This is a genomic window from Sunxiuqinia rutila (genome assembly GCF_050589705.1).
GTDB classification, from domain to species: domain Bacteria; phylum Bacteroidota; class Bacteroidia; order Bacteroidales; family Prolixibacteraceae; genus Sunxiuqinia; species Sunxiuqinia rutila.
This window is the reverse complement of the sequence record NZ_JBNGOT010000005.1, coordinates 292,180-309,770: the sequence shown is the minus strand read 5'-3', so window position 1 is coordinate 309,770 and position 17,591 is coordinate 292,180. Positions and strand designations below refer to the sequence as shown.

At 42.8% G+C, this 17,591-nt stretch carries 18 protein-coding genes; 5 read left to right on the top strand and 13 right to left on the bottom strand.

All coding sequences use genetic code 11. From position 1 onward, the window contains the following. Positions 1 to 47: 47 nt before the first annotated feature. The 12 genes from ACRD6K_RS08435 to ACRD6K_RS08380 all read right to left on the bottom strand — a co-directional run bounded on the left by ACRD6K_RS08435 (position 48) and on the right by ACRD6K_RS08380 (position 8,269). A complete protein-coding gene (locus ACRD6K_RS08435) occupies positions 48 to 704 on the bottom strand; it encodes a cytochrome b/b6 domain-containing protein (RefSeq protein ID WP_299577066.1) in 657 nt (218 codons plus the stop codon). Positions 705 to 706: 2 nt separating this feature from the next. Continuing rightward, on the bottom strand, positions 707 to 1,651 hold the full coding sequence (locus ACRD6K_RS08430; protein ID WP_299577064.1) for a cytochrome c3 family protein: 945 nt from the start codon (positions 1,649 to 1,651) through the stop codon (positions 707 to 709). Between the two features lie 50 nt (positions 1,652 to 1,701). Next, positions 1,702 to 2,124, bottom strand: a complete 423-nt coding sequence (locus ACRD6K_RS08425) for a c-type cytochrome (RefSeq protein WP_299577062.1) — start codon at positions 2,122 to 2,124, stop codon at positions 1,702 to 1,704. Between the two features lie 23 nt (positions 2,125 to 2,147). Then, entirely contained in the window at positions 2,148 to 3,089 is a 942-nt protein-coding gene (locus ACRD6K_RS08420) for a DUF5777 family beta-barrel protein (protein ID WP_299577060.1), read from the bottom strand. Between the two features lie 23 nt (positions 3,090 to 3,112). Next, entirely contained in the window at positions 3,113 to 3,493 is a 381-nt protein-coding gene (locus tag ACRD6K_RS08415) for a hypothetical protein (protein WP_299577058.1), read from the bottom strand. A gap of 81 nt (positions 3,494 to 3,574) precedes the next feature. Further along, the gene (locus ACRD6K_RS08410; protein ID WP_299577056.1) at positions 3,575 to 4,621 is read right to left on the bottom strand and encodes a multiheme c-type cytochrome; all 1,047 of its coding nucleotides are present in this window, start codon (positions 4,619 to 4,621) and stop codon (positions 3,575 to 3,577) included. 138 nt (positions 4,622 to 4,759) lie between these two features. Continuing rightward, positions 4,760 to 5,362, bottom strand: a complete 603-nt coding sequence (locus ACRD6K_RS08405; protein WP_299577167.1) for a Crp/Fnr family transcriptional regulator — start codon at positions 5,360 to 5,362, stop codon at positions 4,760 to 4,762. A gap of 438 nt (positions 5,363 to 5,800) precedes the next feature. Beyond that, a complete protein-coding gene (locus tag ACRD6K_RS08400; RefSeq protein ID WP_299577054.1) occupies positions 5,801 to 6,010 on the bottom strand; it encodes a zinc ribbon domain-containing protein in 210 nt (69 codons plus the stop codon). A 74-nt stretch (positions 6,011 to 6,084) separates the two neighbouring features. Next, positions 6,085 to 6,261 (bottom strand): type II toxin-antitoxin system antitoxin, encoded by a 177-nt coding sequence (locus tag ACRD6K_RS08395; RefSeq protein ID WP_299577052.1) that lies wholly within the window; start codon positions 6,259 to 6,261, stop codon positions 6,085 to 6,087. A gap of 171 nt (positions 6,262 to 6,432) precedes the next feature. Continuing rightward, positions 6,433 to 7,278 carry an SPFH domain-containing protein gene (locus tag ACRD6K_RS08390; RefSeq protein WP_430972895.1) on the bottom strand — a complete coding sequence of 282 codons (846 nt, stop codon included), beginning with the start codon at positions 7,276 to 7,278 and terminating at the stop codon, positions 6,433 to 6,435. A 95-nt stretch (positions 7,279 to 7,373) separates the two neighbouring features. Continuing rightward, complete coding sequence (locus ACRD6K_RS08385; RefSeq protein ID WP_299577048.1) at positions 7,374 to 7,604, bottom strand: hypothetical protein; 231 nt, start codon at positions 7,602 to 7,604, stop codon at positions 7,374 to 7,376. A 71-nt stretch (positions 7,605 to 7,675) separates the two neighbouring features. Next, positions 7,676 to 8,269, bottom strand: a complete 594-nt coding sequence (locus tag ACRD6K_RS08380) for an RNA polymerase sigma factor (RefSeq protein WP_430972894.1) — start codon at positions 8,267 to 8,269, stop codon at positions 7,676 to 7,678. Positions 8,270 to 8,429: 160 nt separating this feature from the next. Between ACRD6K_RS08380 and uvrA the strand changes: the two genes are divergently transcribed. Together uvrA and ACRD6K_RS08370 are read left to right on the top strand one after the other, a co-directional pair. Then, complete coding sequence (uvrA, locus tag ACRD6K_RS08375) at positions 8,430 to 11,234, top strand: excinuclease ABC subunit UvrA (protein WP_430972893.1); 2,805 nt, start codon at positions 8,430 to 8,432, stop codon at positions 11,232 to 11,234. A gap of 152 nt (positions 11,235 to 11,386) precedes the next feature. Then, a complete protein-coding gene (locus ACRD6K_RS08370; RefSeq protein ID WP_299577042.1) occupies positions 11,387 to 13,168 on the top strand; it encodes a hypothetical protein in 1,782 nt (593 codons plus the stop codon). 145 nt (positions 13,169 to 13,313) lie between these two features. Here ACRD6K_RS08370 and ACRD6K_RS08365 read toward each other — a convergent pair whose 3' ends face one another. Further along, positions 13,314 to 14,648, bottom strand: a complete 1,335-nt coding sequence (locus ACRD6K_RS08365) for an MATE family efflux transporter (RefSeq protein WP_299577039.1) — start codon at positions 14,646 to 14,648, stop codon at positions 13,314 to 13,316. A gap of 108 nt (positions 14,649 to 14,756) precedes the next feature. Here ACRD6K_RS08365 and ACRD6K_RS08360 point away from each other — a divergent pair, with 108 nt between their 5' ends. From ACRD6K_RS08360 to ACRD6K_RS08350, 3 genes are all read left to right on the top strand, one after another. After that, positions 14,757 to 15,305 carry a HEAT repeat domain-containing protein gene (locus ACRD6K_RS08360; RefSeq protein WP_430972892.1) on the top strand — a complete coding sequence of 183 codons (549 nt, stop codon included), beginning with the start codon at positions 14,757 to 14,759 and terminating at the stop codon, positions 15,303 to 15,305. Between the two features lie 185 nt (positions 15,306 to 15,490). Then, positions 15,491 to 16,468 (top strand): type IX secretion system membrane protein PorP/SprF, encoded by a 978-nt coding sequence (locus ACRD6K_RS08355; RefSeq protein WP_430972891.1) that lies wholly within the window; start codon positions 15,491 to 15,493, stop codon positions 16,466 to 16,468. 109 nt (positions 16,469 to 16,577) lie between these two features. Continuing rightward, positions 16,578 to 17,552, top strand: a complete 975-nt coding sequence (locus ACRD6K_RS08350; RefSeq protein ID WP_430972890.1) for a PorP/SprF family type IX secretion system membrane protein — start codon at positions 16,578 to 16,580, stop codon at positions 17,550 to 17,552. Positions 17,553 to 17,591: the final 39 nt, after the last annotated feature.

The following is a 17,591-nucleotide window of genomic DNA, read 5'->3' as shown; positions in this document are numbered from 1 at the left end:
TTATACCAAATCAAAATCCCATTATCAAAAAACGCGTTTCCGGCAGGCTACTTCTCCTTCTTTTTGTCCTTTTCTGTTGGATGAACATCATGATATCCATTGATGATGCTTCGGAAGTTATCCAGCGGATTTTTTCCAATGGAAGCCACATACAAGTGAATGATCAGAAATATAGAAATTAAAAACCCAACAGAACCGTGCAAAACAGCGGTCAGAAAAATCCCACTAACCGAGTACACCTGTTCAATTATTAATTCAGGAAAAAGCAAAGCAATTCCGGTAACAATTGCCAAGGGAACAAAGCAATACATCACAAAGATGTAGGCATACTTTTGCAAGGGATTAAACTTTCTTTTTTCAGAAATCGGAAACGGACTCTCTTCGCCTTTAAACAAGCCTGAAATGTAATAATTCATCTGTTTGGTCAGTCGTTTAACCAGGCCTTTGGGCTTTATTTTATAGTATTTTTTGTTCGGGGTAACCAAGTTCCCAATAAAAAATACGAAGTAGCTTAGCGTTACAATTACCCCTACGATATTGTGCATTTGAACGGCCAATCCAAAGTCCATCGGAAGCATGCTTAGTTCGGAATATTGCAAACGAATTCCGGTTAAAATCAATAGAATAATCCCCAAAGCATTAACGCCATGCCAGATTCTAAGCCAAAGCGGGTAAAGGTATATTTTGTTATTCTCAGCAGTCATAATTACTTACTTTTTTTAACGATTCTGAAAATCCAGTGAATAGCGATTCCGAGTACAGCCAATCCAAAGATAATGAAGCTTAACAGTTTCAGCAACGGATTTTGGTTGGCACCGATCACATAGGCTTCATTGGTAAGAATTGCACCAATCTTTCCTTCTTCGGAACGCGCCTGCAGATTTTCATATTTATACAACGATGCTTTCAACATAGAGTTCGATGAATGACAGTCATTGCAGTTTCTCAAAGCTTCTTCTTTGGGTAAAATATTATGCGACACCAAGAATGAGTCAACAACCACGGTATGACATTCGATGCATCGAACATTTTCGAAATGCAGCTTTTGGTTTGGCAACCAATCGTGTACCTGGCTCAACTGTGGATTTTCGCCTGATGATACGGTCTGGTATTTCAACACATCATCATGGCACGACAAACACATGTTATTATTATAAGAAACAATTTCAGACACCTGATTGCTTGTTCGTGCGGTAGCGCGGTAGTAATGCTGATTATGACATTTGGAACAGGTAAAGCTCTCGCCGCTTTGCTGGAAGTGTACACTTTTGTGAAACTCTTCTTCAATTTTATCAAACTGATAATCGGCATAGGTCTCATCGCCACCATGACAATCGAGGCATGTGGCCAACGGTTCCAGTTTGAGTTCGGCGTTGTGTGGATAGGTTTCGTAATCGGGCGAATGGCAATCCGTGCAGCTAAATCCGCCATGAACACCTGCCACCATCAGTGTAGAGTCTAAAATATAGAAAGGATTCATCATCCTTTTGGTTTCTACCTCTAACCAATCGTTATAAAAAGAGTAGGTTTGCTTGGCATGACAACTTAAACAATGACTATTTTCGGCGGGCATTTCCTTACCCTGCCCACTGGATACGATCCCAACTGAAAGAAATGCGGTGAGTAAAATACTCCTGATTAAAATTGACATTTTAGTGAAGTTTAAAAGCCGGAAGTCGCTACCTCCGGCTTATCTGGTTCTTACTTCTTCATTGCTTTAATGTAGTTAACCAATGCCCAGCGATCTTCCTCTTCCGGGATTTTGCTTTCGTAATTAGGCATTTCGTCCCGTCCAATGATAGACTGGAAATAAACAACGCCATCGGCCTCTTCTTTGAACTTCTCTGAAGTGAATGACAAGATCTCTGTTTTCATGCTAGCAGCCTTTGGTCCGTCACCTTCGCCATTGTTTCCATGGCAGGAACGACAGTGCTTGATGTAGAGAATCTTTCCTACGCGCTCCAGTGATTCATCTCCGACATAAGGATTTTCCATTTTCTGATATTTTTCTGGAATATCCCAGGGAGCAGGTTTTACTTTATCTTGAACGGTTACAAACGACAGTAAAATTCCGCCGACAAATACGATGACAAAAAATGTCAATAGGTTTCTGTACTTTTTCATATCTCTCAATTTTAAAATGTCAATTAAAAACTCCATAACCGGGTAATTGTAAACCCTATAGCAAAGTTATCAAAATCAATGCCATTATAATTGTTAATCATCATGTCTTGCAACAACATGGCCTGAGAATTACCCATATAAATTTGGAAAGCATGCGTACTTGTTGACACTTCATAACCGAATGACAGGTTTGGCTCCGGATGATAAGGTCCATCCCACCCCGGCGTGTTCTCCGCATTCCAGCCCGGATTTTGTTCTGAGAGATCATCAATTTGCAGAGGAGCATCAAAGTTAAAGATGATAGCTCCCTGGGGACTTACTTTCAAACGACCGTTAAAGTGTAGTCCAACCCGGTCGTGATCCTGCCACTGGGGAACAAAGTTTGCATGCGAAAAGCTTACTGCACCTTGTACCGACAAAGCATTGGTCACTTTACGTCCAATAATTAACTCAGCAAAGTAAGACATGCGAGACTTCAAATTAAAACGGGACCTGGCATAAGGCATGTCGTAATTATAAAGCTCAAGATCGTCACGATCCATCCCGTCAATAGCGGTATTGGCAAAGACTGTGACAAAAACGGGCACTTTATTTTTACGCGTTTGCTCCAGAATGGTCCACTTAATGTTGAAGTCGTTATACATGTTCCTGCGCGAGATTCCCCAACCGATTTGCACGTTGTTTGCAACAACGTAGTTCAATCCTAACCGGATGTTACCAGCAGGCGCATAAATCCCCCATAAATCGGAGCTGCCATTGTCGATGCTACCAAATTTATGCTGAATGACCATTTCCAGGGTTTTCACGGTTGGCACCATCGAAGTTTGCTGGTCAATTAACATTCCGCTTTCCCAGGCAAACCGTACCGGTTTATCCTTCTCTTTAACTTCAGTCGTTTCTTCCTGAGCAAACAAATTAGTGCAAACAAACAGACCTAAAAGGATATATAATATTTTACTCTTCATAGTATGATTTCTTTTGATTTTCACTAATTATTCATCGCTCCCTGCTGAATCCAAACCAAAACGAACTGGGCCTGGGCTGCTGTATATTGCCGGTGCCCGTGCGTTGATGCTCCGGGAGCCACATAGGAATAAATCAAGCTTGATTCGGGGTTAGCGGTATCAATGTATTTAGCCGTATTAATGCTCTGATAGGCTTTGTCTGCAGTTAAATCAGGAGCTTGCCCTCCGGCTTGATGACATTCAGCACAACGTGAAGTAAAAATGGGGAGAATCACTTCAGAAAAACTTACATCTTCATCGACAGGAATATCGGGAAGCTCTTCCTGAGCAATAAAATCATACTCACATGCGCTAATTGCTAAGCCAAGAACTGCAATAATCAGGAATAATTTAATTTTTTTCATTTTGCGTGGTGTTTAGCTTATCTCGATAAGAAAAAAGCTTCTGTTTGGAGAAGAAGCTTTTTTCTTTAAATGGAGTATTTTTTAATTAACAGCTTCTGCTTCTAATGCTTCGATGGAGTTATTCAACAAAGCTCTCACATATTTAGGGTTGTGCACGCCTAAACTACGATCTTCGTCCAAGCCAGCCCAGTTAAAGAATGCACGGGCTCTCACCATTGAGTGTTCTCCAACTACCGGATGATAACCTGTTGCATCATCACCAGCCACAACGCCAGCGGCAATTAACAAGTCTCTTAATTCAACCAATTTATCTTGAATATCTGTTTGAATACCACCGTAATTGAAATCAGTCGCATCTGCATCATGACATTCATTACAAGCATTCACACTCGGATTCCAGGAGTGACCTCCCTGTCCGTCCACAAAATCACCCATATGACATCCAACACAAGAAGCCTGAGCTAAGTGTAAGTTAGAACCTGCTGTTGGGTATTCTGTTGACCCTTCAATTTCGGCAAAACCAACACCAGCAACAACATTGGCCTGAGCTCCGTGGTGCGGTCCATAATGAGTATTTGTAATTCTGTAGGTATCACCTGGTTTATCAATCGCAGGTTCTGCACGACGAGACTGGTGACAGTTTGCACATAAATTACTATTGCCCATCAAATCCATTGTTACAGTTTCATCGAAGATCGGATTAACAGGATCACTCAAACGAAGGGCATAATCTCCAGACTCGAATGAATTATGCAAACCATGACAAGTCCCACATTCCCATGCATTAGGACTGGTAATGGCTCCAAAAACCTCACCGAACTCAGCAAACTGAACAAAACCTTCATGCGAATGACATTGAGCACAATCGGCTCTGGCACCTGCATAAGCAACTGCATTTACTCCACTTTTGTGGACTGACATTGCAAATTGCCCTTGAATTGCTTCAATATTCTCTCCGCCGTGGCAAACCAGGCAGGTTACATGTCCATCAGCACCATCAGCACCATCAAGACCGTCTTCACCATCTACCCCAGGAAGTCCCTGAGGTCCTTCTTTAACACACGCTGGAATAAGTAATAATACGAGCGAGGCAACAAACAATAACTTGGTTATTTCTCTAAGTTTCATACGCTTAAAATTTAGTACATTCATGTAATTTGGAATTCCTTCCAACTCTTTAGTTTGATTATAAAAGTATAACCGAAAGCACTAAGTTCTAAAGCCTAAGCAGTGATATATTTCGAAGGAAAAGTTGACATATGTCAATTAGCCGTTTTTGCTGATTTTTATCAGCTCCGGCTCATTGAGAATCTCAATTTCATTGCGTCGCTGCAAGATGATTCCTGAGACCTCTAATTCTTTCATGTTCCGAATAAAGCTCTCCTTTGTCATCCCCGACATTTCGGCAAATTCCTGCTTACTCAGCTTATACTGAAAAGGATTTGCTTTATAAATTTCATTCTTCAGGTAAAGGAGGGTGTCTGCCACGCGACCGGGCATGTATTTCTGAGTTAAACCAATCAAAGTATTCAACATCTGAATACTTTGCTTATTATTATATTTCAGAAGCTCATAAGCAAAGCGACTATTGCGGGCAAGCAGCGTATTTAACCGACTGGAGTCAATAAAACAACATTCAACCGTTGTTAGCGCGGTAACCGTAAAGTGCCGGATATCATCACTAATTACTCCTCCGGCTGTCACCAGATTATGGGTAGAAATCAGGCGCATGATGACATTTTTTCCCGTACTTCCTTCAGCAACCACCTTAGCTAAACCTTTTTTCATGCATACGAAGTGTGTGGTCGATGTATTTTGCTTAATAATGGTTTCACCTGGATTAAAGACTACATTTCGCCGACTTGTCATCAGGTAGTCCATATCCTCCTTTGACAGGCATTCGAAGATACTGGACTCTGCCTCAGGCAAACAATTCAAGCAGCAGGTTAATCCACAATTTACACAATCATTTATTTCCGCTTCTTTAAACATCCGGTTTTAAGTCTGTAGTTAGAGTTAAATCACATGCTGGTATAAATATATATATTAATATTCGCATGCTTCAATAAATCATATCCTATTTTAGGGCTAGGATAAACGCTGTTTTTTTTCAATATTTTAATATACTGATAATACGCGAATTAAGAAACCGGATTTTCCCAAAAAATGTTGTACAATATTCCTTTTAAGCAGCATTTAACCACAGAACATGCTCTGGAACATAGGAATGCGCCCTGAAACCCCGGATGGAGCCATCGTGATCTCTTCAATTCACAAAACACATCCGGGCAACTAGCCAAAAACCGTTTAGTTGGTTACAAAATCCAATACGCTGCTCCCTCCCGGCAGTTTAGCTCCCTTATACAACTCAGTATATCCGCAGGCAGTGCAAGAAACTGCGGTGAATCGTCTGTTTTGGATATTAAAATACTTGGTAAACCCGGATCCGGTTGTTCGAATTTCATCAACTTCGGGCTTTTTCCCTCCGCATTTGGGGCAAACATAAACTTTTCTCATACAGATATTCTTATCCCTGTTTCATGTTAAACAAATTCTATAAAAAGCAGCCATCCGGAACTGACCAGATGCTGCTACTCGTCTTTTGATTCCTTTCCAGGCTTTCGGCCTGCCTCTTTCAAAGCTTTATTTATCAACCATTCCAGCTGACCATTAATACTCCGAAAATCATCCGCTGCCCAGCGTTCCAGCGCAGCATAATCTTTCGGATCTAAACGCAATACAAATGATTTCTTCTTTCCCTTGCTCATCCTATCCTTCTGTATAATTAAAAATCGACCAATTTTTAGGCCAAGCTATCAGCTGGGGACGGCTCCAACCAACAGCATGGTCCAGGCAAACATGCATTGCATACAACTGAAATGCATTAGAATAAAGAGTGCTTACTGACTTCAGGTTCTTTTTCGTCACAAAATTTTCATTTAATAAATAGAGCCTGTATTAACCACGGGAGTAGCCTCTTTGTCTCCGCAAAGAACAACCATCAAGTTACTGACCATGGTCGCCTTTTTGTCTTCATCAAGCTCTACAATTCCTTTCTCGCCTAATTCGTCCAAAGCCATTTCGACCATACCAACGGCTCCTTCCACGATTTTAAATCGTGCAGCAACAATAGCGGTTGCCTGTTGGCGCTTCAACATGGCCTGGGCAATCTCCTGCGCATAAGCCAGGTAATTAATCCGGGCCTCCATCACTTCAATTCCAGCAATTGCCAGTCGTTCTGTTACTTCTTTTTCTAATTCCTCATTCACTTCTTCGCCTCCGCTTCGAAGCGTAATTTCAGCCTCATGATCTTCAAAATTATCATATGGATAAAGACCGGCCAGCTTACGAATCGCTGCTTCCGTTTGAATCGTTACAAAATGTTCAAAATCGTTCACATCGAAAGCCGCCTTAAATGTGTTTTTTACCCGCCAAACCAGCACCACACCAATCCGAATGGGATTTCCAATTTTATCATTGACCTTAATTGGCTCACTATCCAGGTTACGAGCCCGCAGTGAAATCTTCTTCTTCGTAAAAAAAGGATTGACCCAGCAAAAACCATTCTTTTTCACAGTCCCTCGGTAATCGCCAAACAACACCAAAACAACACTCTCGTTCGGATTAACAACTGTAAAGCCAACGGCCAGAAAAATAAAAACCACGATTAAAGCAACGGCAGGAAGAGCCATTCCAATTGTAAAACCAAGAACAATGAGCACAATTAGTACAAATTCAACAAGAACAAAAACATAACCAGATAGCGCATGATGATTTCTTTCCATAGCTTGAAGATTAGATTGATATTAATATGATATCACTAAGCTACCAAAAAAAAGCATCTTTGTCAAGATGCTTTACAGCCACTTTTTCACTTTGATTAGTTCTTAATAAGCTCGATGCTTGCGGTTAAACGCGAATTCAAAACATCGTATGACCGGGAAAAATTCAAAATTGCCTCAACTGACTTTTCTGATGGCGTAAACGAACGCTCCTTTCCCTGTTGATGTTCATTTTCTCCCATCAAGTCATTTGTTTCAATTTCCTGAGGTCCACACCGATCAATCGCAAAATCATGAATAAAATAAACTAAGGTAAAATTCTTCTTCATAGGCATTTTCGTTTCATTTTAAGATTCAAATAGAAAACGCCAACCCTTAACAATTATTGTCTACCCTATCCCTAAATTTTTGTCAAACTCAGCTTATTCTTCTCAATCAATTTTCGCAGGTTGATCAGCGCATAGCGCATGCGCCCCAAGGCAGTATTAATACTCACATCTGTTTGTTTTGAAATTTCCTTAAAGCTCAAGCCCATGTAATGACGCATCACAATAACCTGCCGTTGATCTTCCGGTAGCAGTTCAACCAACTTCCGCACATCTTCAGTTATTTGCTCATACACCAGCTTATCTTCAATATTTTCGTCGGAGTACCTTTGCGAATTGAAGAGGTCAATTTCGGTATCATCATTCGACGTTGTATTCAGCAACTTTTCCTTCCTGAAATGGTCAATGATGAGGTTATGGGCAATCCGGAGAACCCAAGAAACAAACTTCCCATTCTCGGTATATTTCCCTGTTTTTAACGAACGGATTACCTTGATAAAGGTATCCTGAAAAATGTCTTCTGCGAGTTGATGATTTTTGACAATTAAAACAATGTAGGTAAAAACCCTGTTTTTATGTCTTTTGACGAGCTCTTCAAGAGCCAACTGATCACCATTTATAAAATTCTGAACGAGTTGATTGTCGTTCAATGTATCTGTATCGAACATTACTTTCAATTTATATTATATTGATAAACAAAAGTAAAATTCTTCTATAGGCGATCTATTTTAGGTGTGAGTAAAACAATTTCTTAATTTTGCACGAGGTAAAAATGCTGGTTTTTTGCTAAAAAAACAAATTTATTACCGCCTAAATAGAGATACGTCGATGGCAAAGAATAAAATAACAACTCAGGAAATACATATCAAAGGGGCTCGGGTTCACAACCTTCAAAATGTTGAAATCAAAATACCCAGAAACAAACTTATGGTTATTACCGGACTCTCAGGCTCCGGAAAATCATCACTGGCATTCGACACGCTTTATGCAGAAGGGCAACGTCGGTATGTAGAAAGCCTGTCTTCATATGCCCGGCAGTTTCTTGGCCGAATCAACAAACCAGAGGTTGACTTCATCAAAGGAATTCCTCCGGCCATCGCCATCGAACAAAAGGTAAACACCCGAAATCCACGTTCTACAGTAGGAACATCAACCGAAATTTATGATTACCTAAAGCTGTTATTTGCCCGCATTGGCAAAACCTATTCCCCCATTTCCGGCCAGGAAGTTAAGCGTCACCGGGTAACCGATGTGGTCAACTATATTTGTACTCACCCAACCGACACCCGCGTACTGATATGCTCACCACTGACAACCAAAAACGGACGTACAGTGCAAGAAGAAGCTGAACTCTTACTGCAACAAGGGTTTTCAAGAATTGAAACTCCCGAAGGAATTAAGCGAATCGATCAATTAATAGCCGACCAGAAAGCAGATTTCTGCTCGGGACAGTGCAACATTGTTATAGACAGGTTGCAAGCCTCCCAGGACGAAGACAATGTAAGCCGCATGGCTGATTCAGTGGAGACGGCCTTTTTTGAAGGCCGTGGAACCGCAATTGTTAAAACCTATGAGGGAGACCAACCAACGGAACACGTGTTTTCCAATTTGTTTGAAGCCGATGGTCTTGAATTTGAAGAACCCTCCGAGCACCTGTTCAGCTTTAACAATCCCGTAGGCGCTTGTCCCACCTGTGAGGGCTATGGCAAGGTTATCGGAATTGACGAAGATCTGGTCATTCCGGACAAATCGCTTTCCATCTATCAGGATGCCGTGGCCTGCTGGAAAGGCGAAAGCATGCAAAAATGGAAATATGAACTCATTCAGCATGCAGCCTCATTCAATTTTCCGATACACAAACCTTATTACGAACTGAACGAGGAACAGCGGGAATTACTGTGGACCGGCAACAGTTACTTTGAAGGGTTAAACGCCTTCTTTAAAATGCTGGAATCGAAAAGCTACAAAATTCAGTATCGCGTTATGCTTTCGCGCTACCGTGGAAAGACGAACTGCACCGACTGCCGCGGAACGCGATTAAAAAAGGAAGCCGGCTATGTCAAAGTCGGAGGGTATTCTATTCAGGATTTGGTTTTGTTGCCTGTCAATGAATTGAAAACCTTTTTCAAAGAATTGGACATTAACGAGCACGAGACGCAAGTTGCCAAACGCATTCTGATCGAAATCAGTAATCGTCTGAATTTTCTGGATGATGTCGGTTTGGGTTATCTTACCCTCAACCGCCTGTCAAGCACGCTTTCCGGCGGCGAATCGCAGCGGATCAACCTGGCCACTTCGCTGGGATCAAGCTTGGTCGGCTCGCTTTATATTTTAGATGAACCCAGTATCGGGCTTCATCCGAAAGATACCGAGCGATTAATCAACGTTTTACGAAAACTGCAGAAAATTGGCAATACCGTTTTGGTGGTTGAGCACGATGAGGAAATCATTCGTGCTGCCGATGAAATTATCGACATCGGCCCCAAAGCCGGTATACATGGTGGCCAGCTGGTGTTTCAGGGCAATCATAAACAGCTGCTGCAAGCCCAAAACAGCCTGACCGCTGACTACCTGAATGGCACTAAAAAGATTGAAATTCCCGAGCGACGTCGGAAATGGAACAATTTCATCGAAATAAAAGGAGCACGCGAAAACAACCTGAAAAACGTCTCCGTTAAGTTCCCGCTCAACACCATGACGGTGGTTACCGGAGTCAGCGGTTCCGGGAAATCCACCTTAGTCAGCCGCATCCTGTACCCGGCAGTGGCCAAAATTTTTGGAGGCTATGGCGAAAAAACCGGGCAACACGACACGGTCAAAGGGGATTTCAACCGTTTAACGTCGGTTGAGTTTGTCGATCAAAATCCCATTGGGAAATCATCACGGTCTAATCCGGTCACCTACCTGAAGGCCTATGATGAAATACGAAAACTGTTTGCCGAACAACAAGCCTCGAAATACCAGGGATTCAAACCCTCCCATTTTTCATTCAACGTTGATGGCGGTCGCTGCGAAGAATGCCAGGGCGAGGGAGAAATCAAAGTTGAAATGCAATTCATGGCCGACATTCACTTGCAATGCGAGAGCTGTCATGGCAAGCGTTTCAAAGACGAGATACTGGAAGTGCAACTTCACGGCAAAAACATCCACGACATCCTGGAAATGACCGTCAACCAATCCATTGAGTTTTTCAGCAGTTTCAAAGGAAGTTTTGAGAAAAAGATTGCCAAAAAGCTTCAACCTTTACAGGATGTTGGCTTGGGCTATGTGAAGCTTGGACAAAGCTCCTCAACCTTGTCGGGCGGAGAAAGCCAGCGGGTAAAACTGGCCGCCTTTCTATCAAAAGAGAAGGACTCCCCTGCCCTGTTTATTTTCGATGAGCCAACCACCGGCCTTCACTTTCACGACATCAAAAAGCTGATGGACTCCTTTAACGCGCTTATTTCGCGAGGACACAGTATCATCATCATTGAACACAATCTGGAGATTATTAAATCAGCCGATTGGATCATTGATTTAGGGCCTGAAGGAGGTAAAAATGGTGGTCATATTTTATTTGAAGGAACACCGGAAGATTTGATAAAAAACTCAGACTCATATACCGCCAAGGCTCTGGCTGAAAAAATGAGCTAGTACGAAGTCTTTCTATTCTGGGGTTTTTCTTTCAAGCCAGATAAAAATCCGTATCTTTACAGGCGACAAAAGAGTGAAATACGGGAACTTGCCAAGGGATTTAAAGATCAGAAGATCACCCCTTAAATTGCAAACTCCCCAAAAAAAATCCAATGAATTTGAATAGGCATACTTTTAGTATTCCGGTCATGGGGCTGGGATACACCATAGACACCCCCGTTCGGGTGGCACACTTGGGAATATCATCCGTTATTTCCATCGTTGATGATATTCTGATTGAAAAGATGCGCGAACTCTATAGCAAGAAGTTCGACCTTCCATACCAAACCATCACCTCCAAGGTAGAAGACTTTCGGGCTAAACGCATTGCCGCTTACCTGAACCTGGTTGACAAGTTGGTAAACGAAAAAATCGACGATCTTGTGGAGAACTTTCATAAGAAGGAAAATGAAATTGAGAAATACTTCGAATTACTTCCAAACTCCACACAAATTCGCGAAAAGTTTAACCACTTGCTTGAAAACACAAGTCTACAGGATGTGAAAAACTGGTTGCGTAACAACTTAAAGCCCGGGAGCATTGATGTGAACATCATGACCAAGCTGGATAAGGCAAACTACAAAGACAACGAGCAGTTGCCAATCGAATACAATGATGCTCACGCAGCTTTGCGCGGCTTTGCCACCAGTAACCTGAGTTCATCCATCGTACTTTCGGCCGGAATGAACCCAAGGCTATACAGCTACCTGGAAAACTTCAGCGATTTCTATCCGGACGAACAAGGACAGCTTCGCAAAAAAATCACACTGAAAGTCAGCGATTTTCGTTCAGCCATGGTTCAAGGCCGCTTCCTTGCTAAAAAAGGAATCTGGATTTCAGAATACCGTATCGAGTCGGGTTTGAACTGCGGAGGACACGCCTTTGCTACCCAAGGCTATTTGCTTGGGCCAATCATGCAGGAATTTAAAGACAAACGCCAGGAACTGATCGACTCAACGTTCAGTGTTTACCAATCCGGCTTGAAAGACAAAGGACTTAAAGAGCTGGATCAGGCTCCCGAAGTAAAAATTACAGCGCAAGGTGGTGTTGGAACCCATGAAGAACATCAACTGTTGCTGGATGAATACCAACTGGACAGCGTTGGCTGGGGAAGCCCGTTCATGCTGGTTCCTGAGGCCTGTAATATTGATGAGAAAAGCCTCGAGCTCTTAAAAAATGCCGGCGAAGAAGACATGTATCTGAGCAACGCCTCCCCACTGGGAGTGCATTTCAACAACGTTCGGGGAGCCAGCCAGCAAGAAGCCATTCAGAACTACCTGAAAGAAGGAAAACCCGGTTTTCCATGCACCAAAAAATACTTGGTCTTCAACACGGAATATACCGATAAACCAATTTGTACGGCATCGAAGCAATACCTGCGCAAAAAGCTCAAGGAAGTTGACGAGTCCGATCTGACAGCTGAGCGAAAACAAGCTCAAAAAGCAAAACTTACGGAAAAAGAATGCCTTTGCGAGGGACTGACCAATTCAACCTACTTGGCCAATGGTCTTCCTACCGACAGCAAACGCAACGGCGTAAGTATTTGCCCCGGACCAAACATTGCATATTTCAAACAAGTTGTTTCACTAAAGGAAATGGTTGATCACATCTATGGCCGCATCAACCTGCTCAAAGACATCAAGCGTCCCAACCTGTTTGTAAAAGAACTCAAAATGTATGTCGAGTATCTTGAAAACAATTTGAAAGAGGCTCGTGAAGAACAGGATGACAAACAATTGGTTTACCTGCGAAAATTTCAGTCGAACCTGAAAGACGGAATCAGCTATTACCAGCAGTTTTTCAAAAAGTATGAAGCTAAACTTCAGGAAATGAAGAAAGATGTTTTCAGCGAACTGGAAGCCTTCACTAAAAAACTGGATCAGATAAGTATTTAAACTATCTGAGTTAACTTAATGAAATCCGGGTATGTTGAAGTCAGCTTCAGATACCCGGATTTTTTTATCTCTACCGACTTGTTTATCCCCAAATAAAAGGAGTCAGTCAACTTACCTGTCAGCTAGAACCAGAAGTATAAAAACCTTAATCAAGCTTTTTCCACTCCCGCGAAATAAAGTAAGCTACAATCAATGCCGAGCAGGTATCCGAAATTGGCATTGAAATCCAGATACCATTCAACTGCAGAAAATTAGGAAGCACAAACAACAGGGGAATCAACACAATAACTTGCCTCAACAAAGTTAACAAGGTGGCGATATTGGCTTTTCCAATCGATTGAAAGAAGTTACCGGCCACCACTTGGAAACCCACAATTGGAAGCGCAATCAGCGATAAGCGCAATCCTTGTTTACCCAACTCCAGCAGCTGCGGATCAGACGAGTTAAACAAGCCCACAATAAGCTCCGGTATCGCTTGCACCAACATAAAAGCAGCAATGGAAATAAGGGTCGAGGCAATCATGGCCAACCGTAAAGTCTCTTTCACCCGGCTTCCGGAGTTCGCTCCATAGTTAAACCCAATAATTGGTTGCGTAGCCATATTAATAGCTACAATAGACATCACAATCAGGGTCACCACCGAGTTGATGATGCCCATGGCACCAACGGCCAAATCGCCCCCAAACCGAATCAGTTTCGTATTAATCAGCGCCTGCACAGCAGAATTGGCCGTCTGCATAAAGAAGGGCGCCATTCCTATGGATAAAATTTCTTTAATAATGGGGAGCTCCAGGCGGAAGTACTGTGGTCGTAACTTGACAATTGATCGACCACTCTTAAAATGAGCAAGCACCCAAGCGCTCAAAACGATCATGGAAATAACCGTTGCATAAGCCGCTCCTTTCACCCCCATGTCAAACCAGAAAATAAAAATCGGGTCCAGAATCAAATTAATGCCTGCACTTAAAAGCATGGAGTACATGGCAATTTTCGCATTTCCTTCGCTTCGGATAACATTATTCAGCGAGAAGCCCACAACCTGAAAAACGACTCCCAGCAGAATAATATTGAGATAATCATTCGCATACTCAATCGTTTCCGGTGTAGCTCCAAAAAGTTTCAACATCGGAATCTTAATTGCAAAGCCAATAAGCATGATCAATCCGGAAACGAGGATCATCATGGTAAAGCTGTTGCCCAAAACCCGTTCGGCCCGATCCATATCCCGGCGCCCCATATTGATTGACACCAATACCCCGGCACCAATACCAATTAGCATTCCAAAAGCCATGACAATCAACATAACCGGGAAGATGACAGAGACTGCACTTAAAGCCACAGCACTCACCCCCTGACCAATAAAAACCCGGTCAACAATGTTGTACAGAGCATTCACAAACACCCCGATAAACGCAGGAATAAAGTATTTCACCATCAAGCGAGGTATACTTCCCTCACCCAACTCGCTTGTTTTGTCCATTTCAAAAAAATTGGTGCAAAGGTACTCATTCAAATCAACAAATCAGACACCCTCCAATTCTCATTATTGCTGCGGAAATATTAAATTTGCAGCTTAAAGTTAACCGTCATGAAAACAGAAACATCCAAAAAGATTAGTGCTCAAATCATTGAACAGCTAAACTCAACCAATGTAAATACCTCCATCCAGGCAATCTCAAACTTAAAGGAGAACGGCAATGTCAACTACATTCCGGCTTTGGTGGAATTGCTCCATACCACCCAACATCCGGAAGTAAAGGCACAGTTGCGTGTGCTTTTTTCAGAAATCAAACAAACAGAAGCAGTTCCATTTCTGATCGAAGCCATTGAAAACAAAAAGTACAACAACGAACTGCAACCGTTAGTTTCGGCCTGCTGGGAAAACGGCTTGGACTTTAGCGTGCACTTGTCGCTGTTTATCAACCTGGTGATTGAACACGAGCTGATGGTCGCATTTGAAGCCTACACGGTGATAACCAATATGTCGGGGAAAATCTCGAAAGAAATCCTTGAAAAAGAAAGTGCCCGATTAAAAGATGCCTTCTTTCAGGCAGATGACCAAAAGAAAGAATTGATCCACGATTTGCTCCACTTTCTCCCTGACTTTGAGCGAGGAATTGAGCCCCAAGCTTATTAGATCGTTCTCCAAAAAAGGAAGCCTTTTTGAATTTGGCTTTCCTTTCCGCCACGCCTTTTATGCTCGTCAAAGAATGAGCAAAACAAGTCAACACACAATTCTCCGGATAAGGAAGGTTGCAAGGCCTTCCACTTTTTCTTAATTTATACAGCATCTTTAATCGGTCATTTCTAACACAAAGAACCATGACGACAATCCGATTCCTACTGGTCTGCCTGGTTTTTATCACCTTCAAACGACCTACATTGGCGCAGGATTTTAGTGCGGTTCAATATTACTCAACCCCCATTCTGCTCAATCCCTCCTATGCCGGACAAACCGGAGGAGACCGGCTTTTGGCTTCGGTGTACACTTCGCTTCGGCAAAATGCCAAGTCCTATCAGAAATTTATCAGTCACGATTTTTTCCTGAAGAAGAAAAGTCTGGGACTGGGGTTTATCACCGGTATCCGGCGCAATCATCAAAAGCAAGACTATATTCCATTTCTGGAGCTTTCTGCAGCAAAGTTTATCCCTCTAAATCATCGCCAGTATTTTACTCCTTCTTTAACCTTAGGGGTTCATCAGCCTTTTAGGGATCCGGAGCAATATTTGGCCGATCACATGACCAATTCGAATCCTTCACCTGAAGATGGTTCGCTGCGCGGAAGCAGTTTCTTTCGCACCACCGAGCTGGTTGCCGGTGCAGGTCTCTTACTTTCCAACTACCATGGTTCTGTAGGCGTGGCGAGCAAAATCAGACGATCGTATAAGAAAAACCCAAGCACCGACTCGTACAATGAACTCGATTGGCATATCCTGTTTCATGCCGAAAAAATTTTCACCTGGTATCAGCGAGGTCTGCTCAGCCGTCGTTACCTGATTCGCCCCAAAGCGGTTTTACACTACGGAAATGAATTCACGCAACTGTTTGCGGAGGTCACCGTCCAACGCAAGCAATTGGAATCCGGCATTGGGTTTTTGCCAAATTTCGACACGTCGCAAAGTCGTTTTTCCCTCCACCTCGGCTATGACTTTAAGGTTTTAAAAGTCAGCTACCTGGGTTCTCTTCTGAAAACGACTCAGGGATTTCAGGATCCGATGCACAACATCAGCCTGCAGGTTATTTTGCCTGAACTAAAACGCTTCGATGTTCCGGTTCCTGCCCTCATTCGATCGTTATAAGCCGGATTTACTGTTATTCAACAGCTTCAGCTCACGCTCCGAATATTTTCAAACTTAAATGTTACTTTTACTATTTGTGATCAATGGGGACTACTAATCGATAAACTTCGTGAAAAAGGCTTTTTTTCTCGTGCTTTTCCTATGCCGGATTATGCTGGCCAACGGGCAAGATGCAGAATATTCGCAATTCTACGCCAACCCGCTATATTTAAATCCGGGGCTGACAGGAACTTCTGCTGCTCCAAGGCTGGTTGTAAACTACCGCAACCAATGGCCTCAAAAGGGAACGACCTACGTCAACTACAGCTTATCCTACGATCAGTATATCCCCAAAATGAAAGGCGGTCTGGGCATCCAGCTTCAAAACAGCAACGAACTGAACGGACTGATTGAAACTTCTTCGGGATACCTGTTTTACTCGCACCACATTAAAGTGAATGATCGTCTGTTCGTTGATGCCGGACTTCAGCTTGGAATGAGCTATAAAAAGCTGGATTATGGGCGGCTCATCTTCCCGGATATGATTGACCAACTAACCGGAATCAGCCTTCCGGGAACAATGGACCAACCGGAAAATGCCAGCAAACTCTATCCTGATTTCGGCTTTGGTGCTCTGGGCCAATACGATGCTTTCTTCTTTGGATTCAGCCTGATGCATTTAACCCAACCCGACGAATCTGTTTTCACAGGAGATCAAAAAGGGAAGTTGCCTCTAAAAATCACGCTTCACACCGGTGCAAGAACACACCAATTCCATCGCGGACTCTTATCGCGTGAGTTTACGCTTTCACCCAACCTGATTTATCAGCAACAGGGGGCATTCAAACAAATCAACCTGGGCCTTTATATGCTGGAACAGTCGTTGGCCGGAGGAGTCTGGTACCGGCAAAACCTGGGCGTACAACCCGATGCCTTAATCCTGATGATTGGCATTATGAAAGAGCGGTTCAAAATAGGTTACAGCTACGATTACACCTTATCGGGGTTATCCAATTATTCGAATGGGTCGCATGAGTTTTCGCTCACATTTTTTATTGGAGAAAAACACAGCAGTCGTGATGCCTTGCTGATTCCATCGCTTTAGTAAAACCCTGCTAAATGCACCTGAAAAGCCTATCGCGGC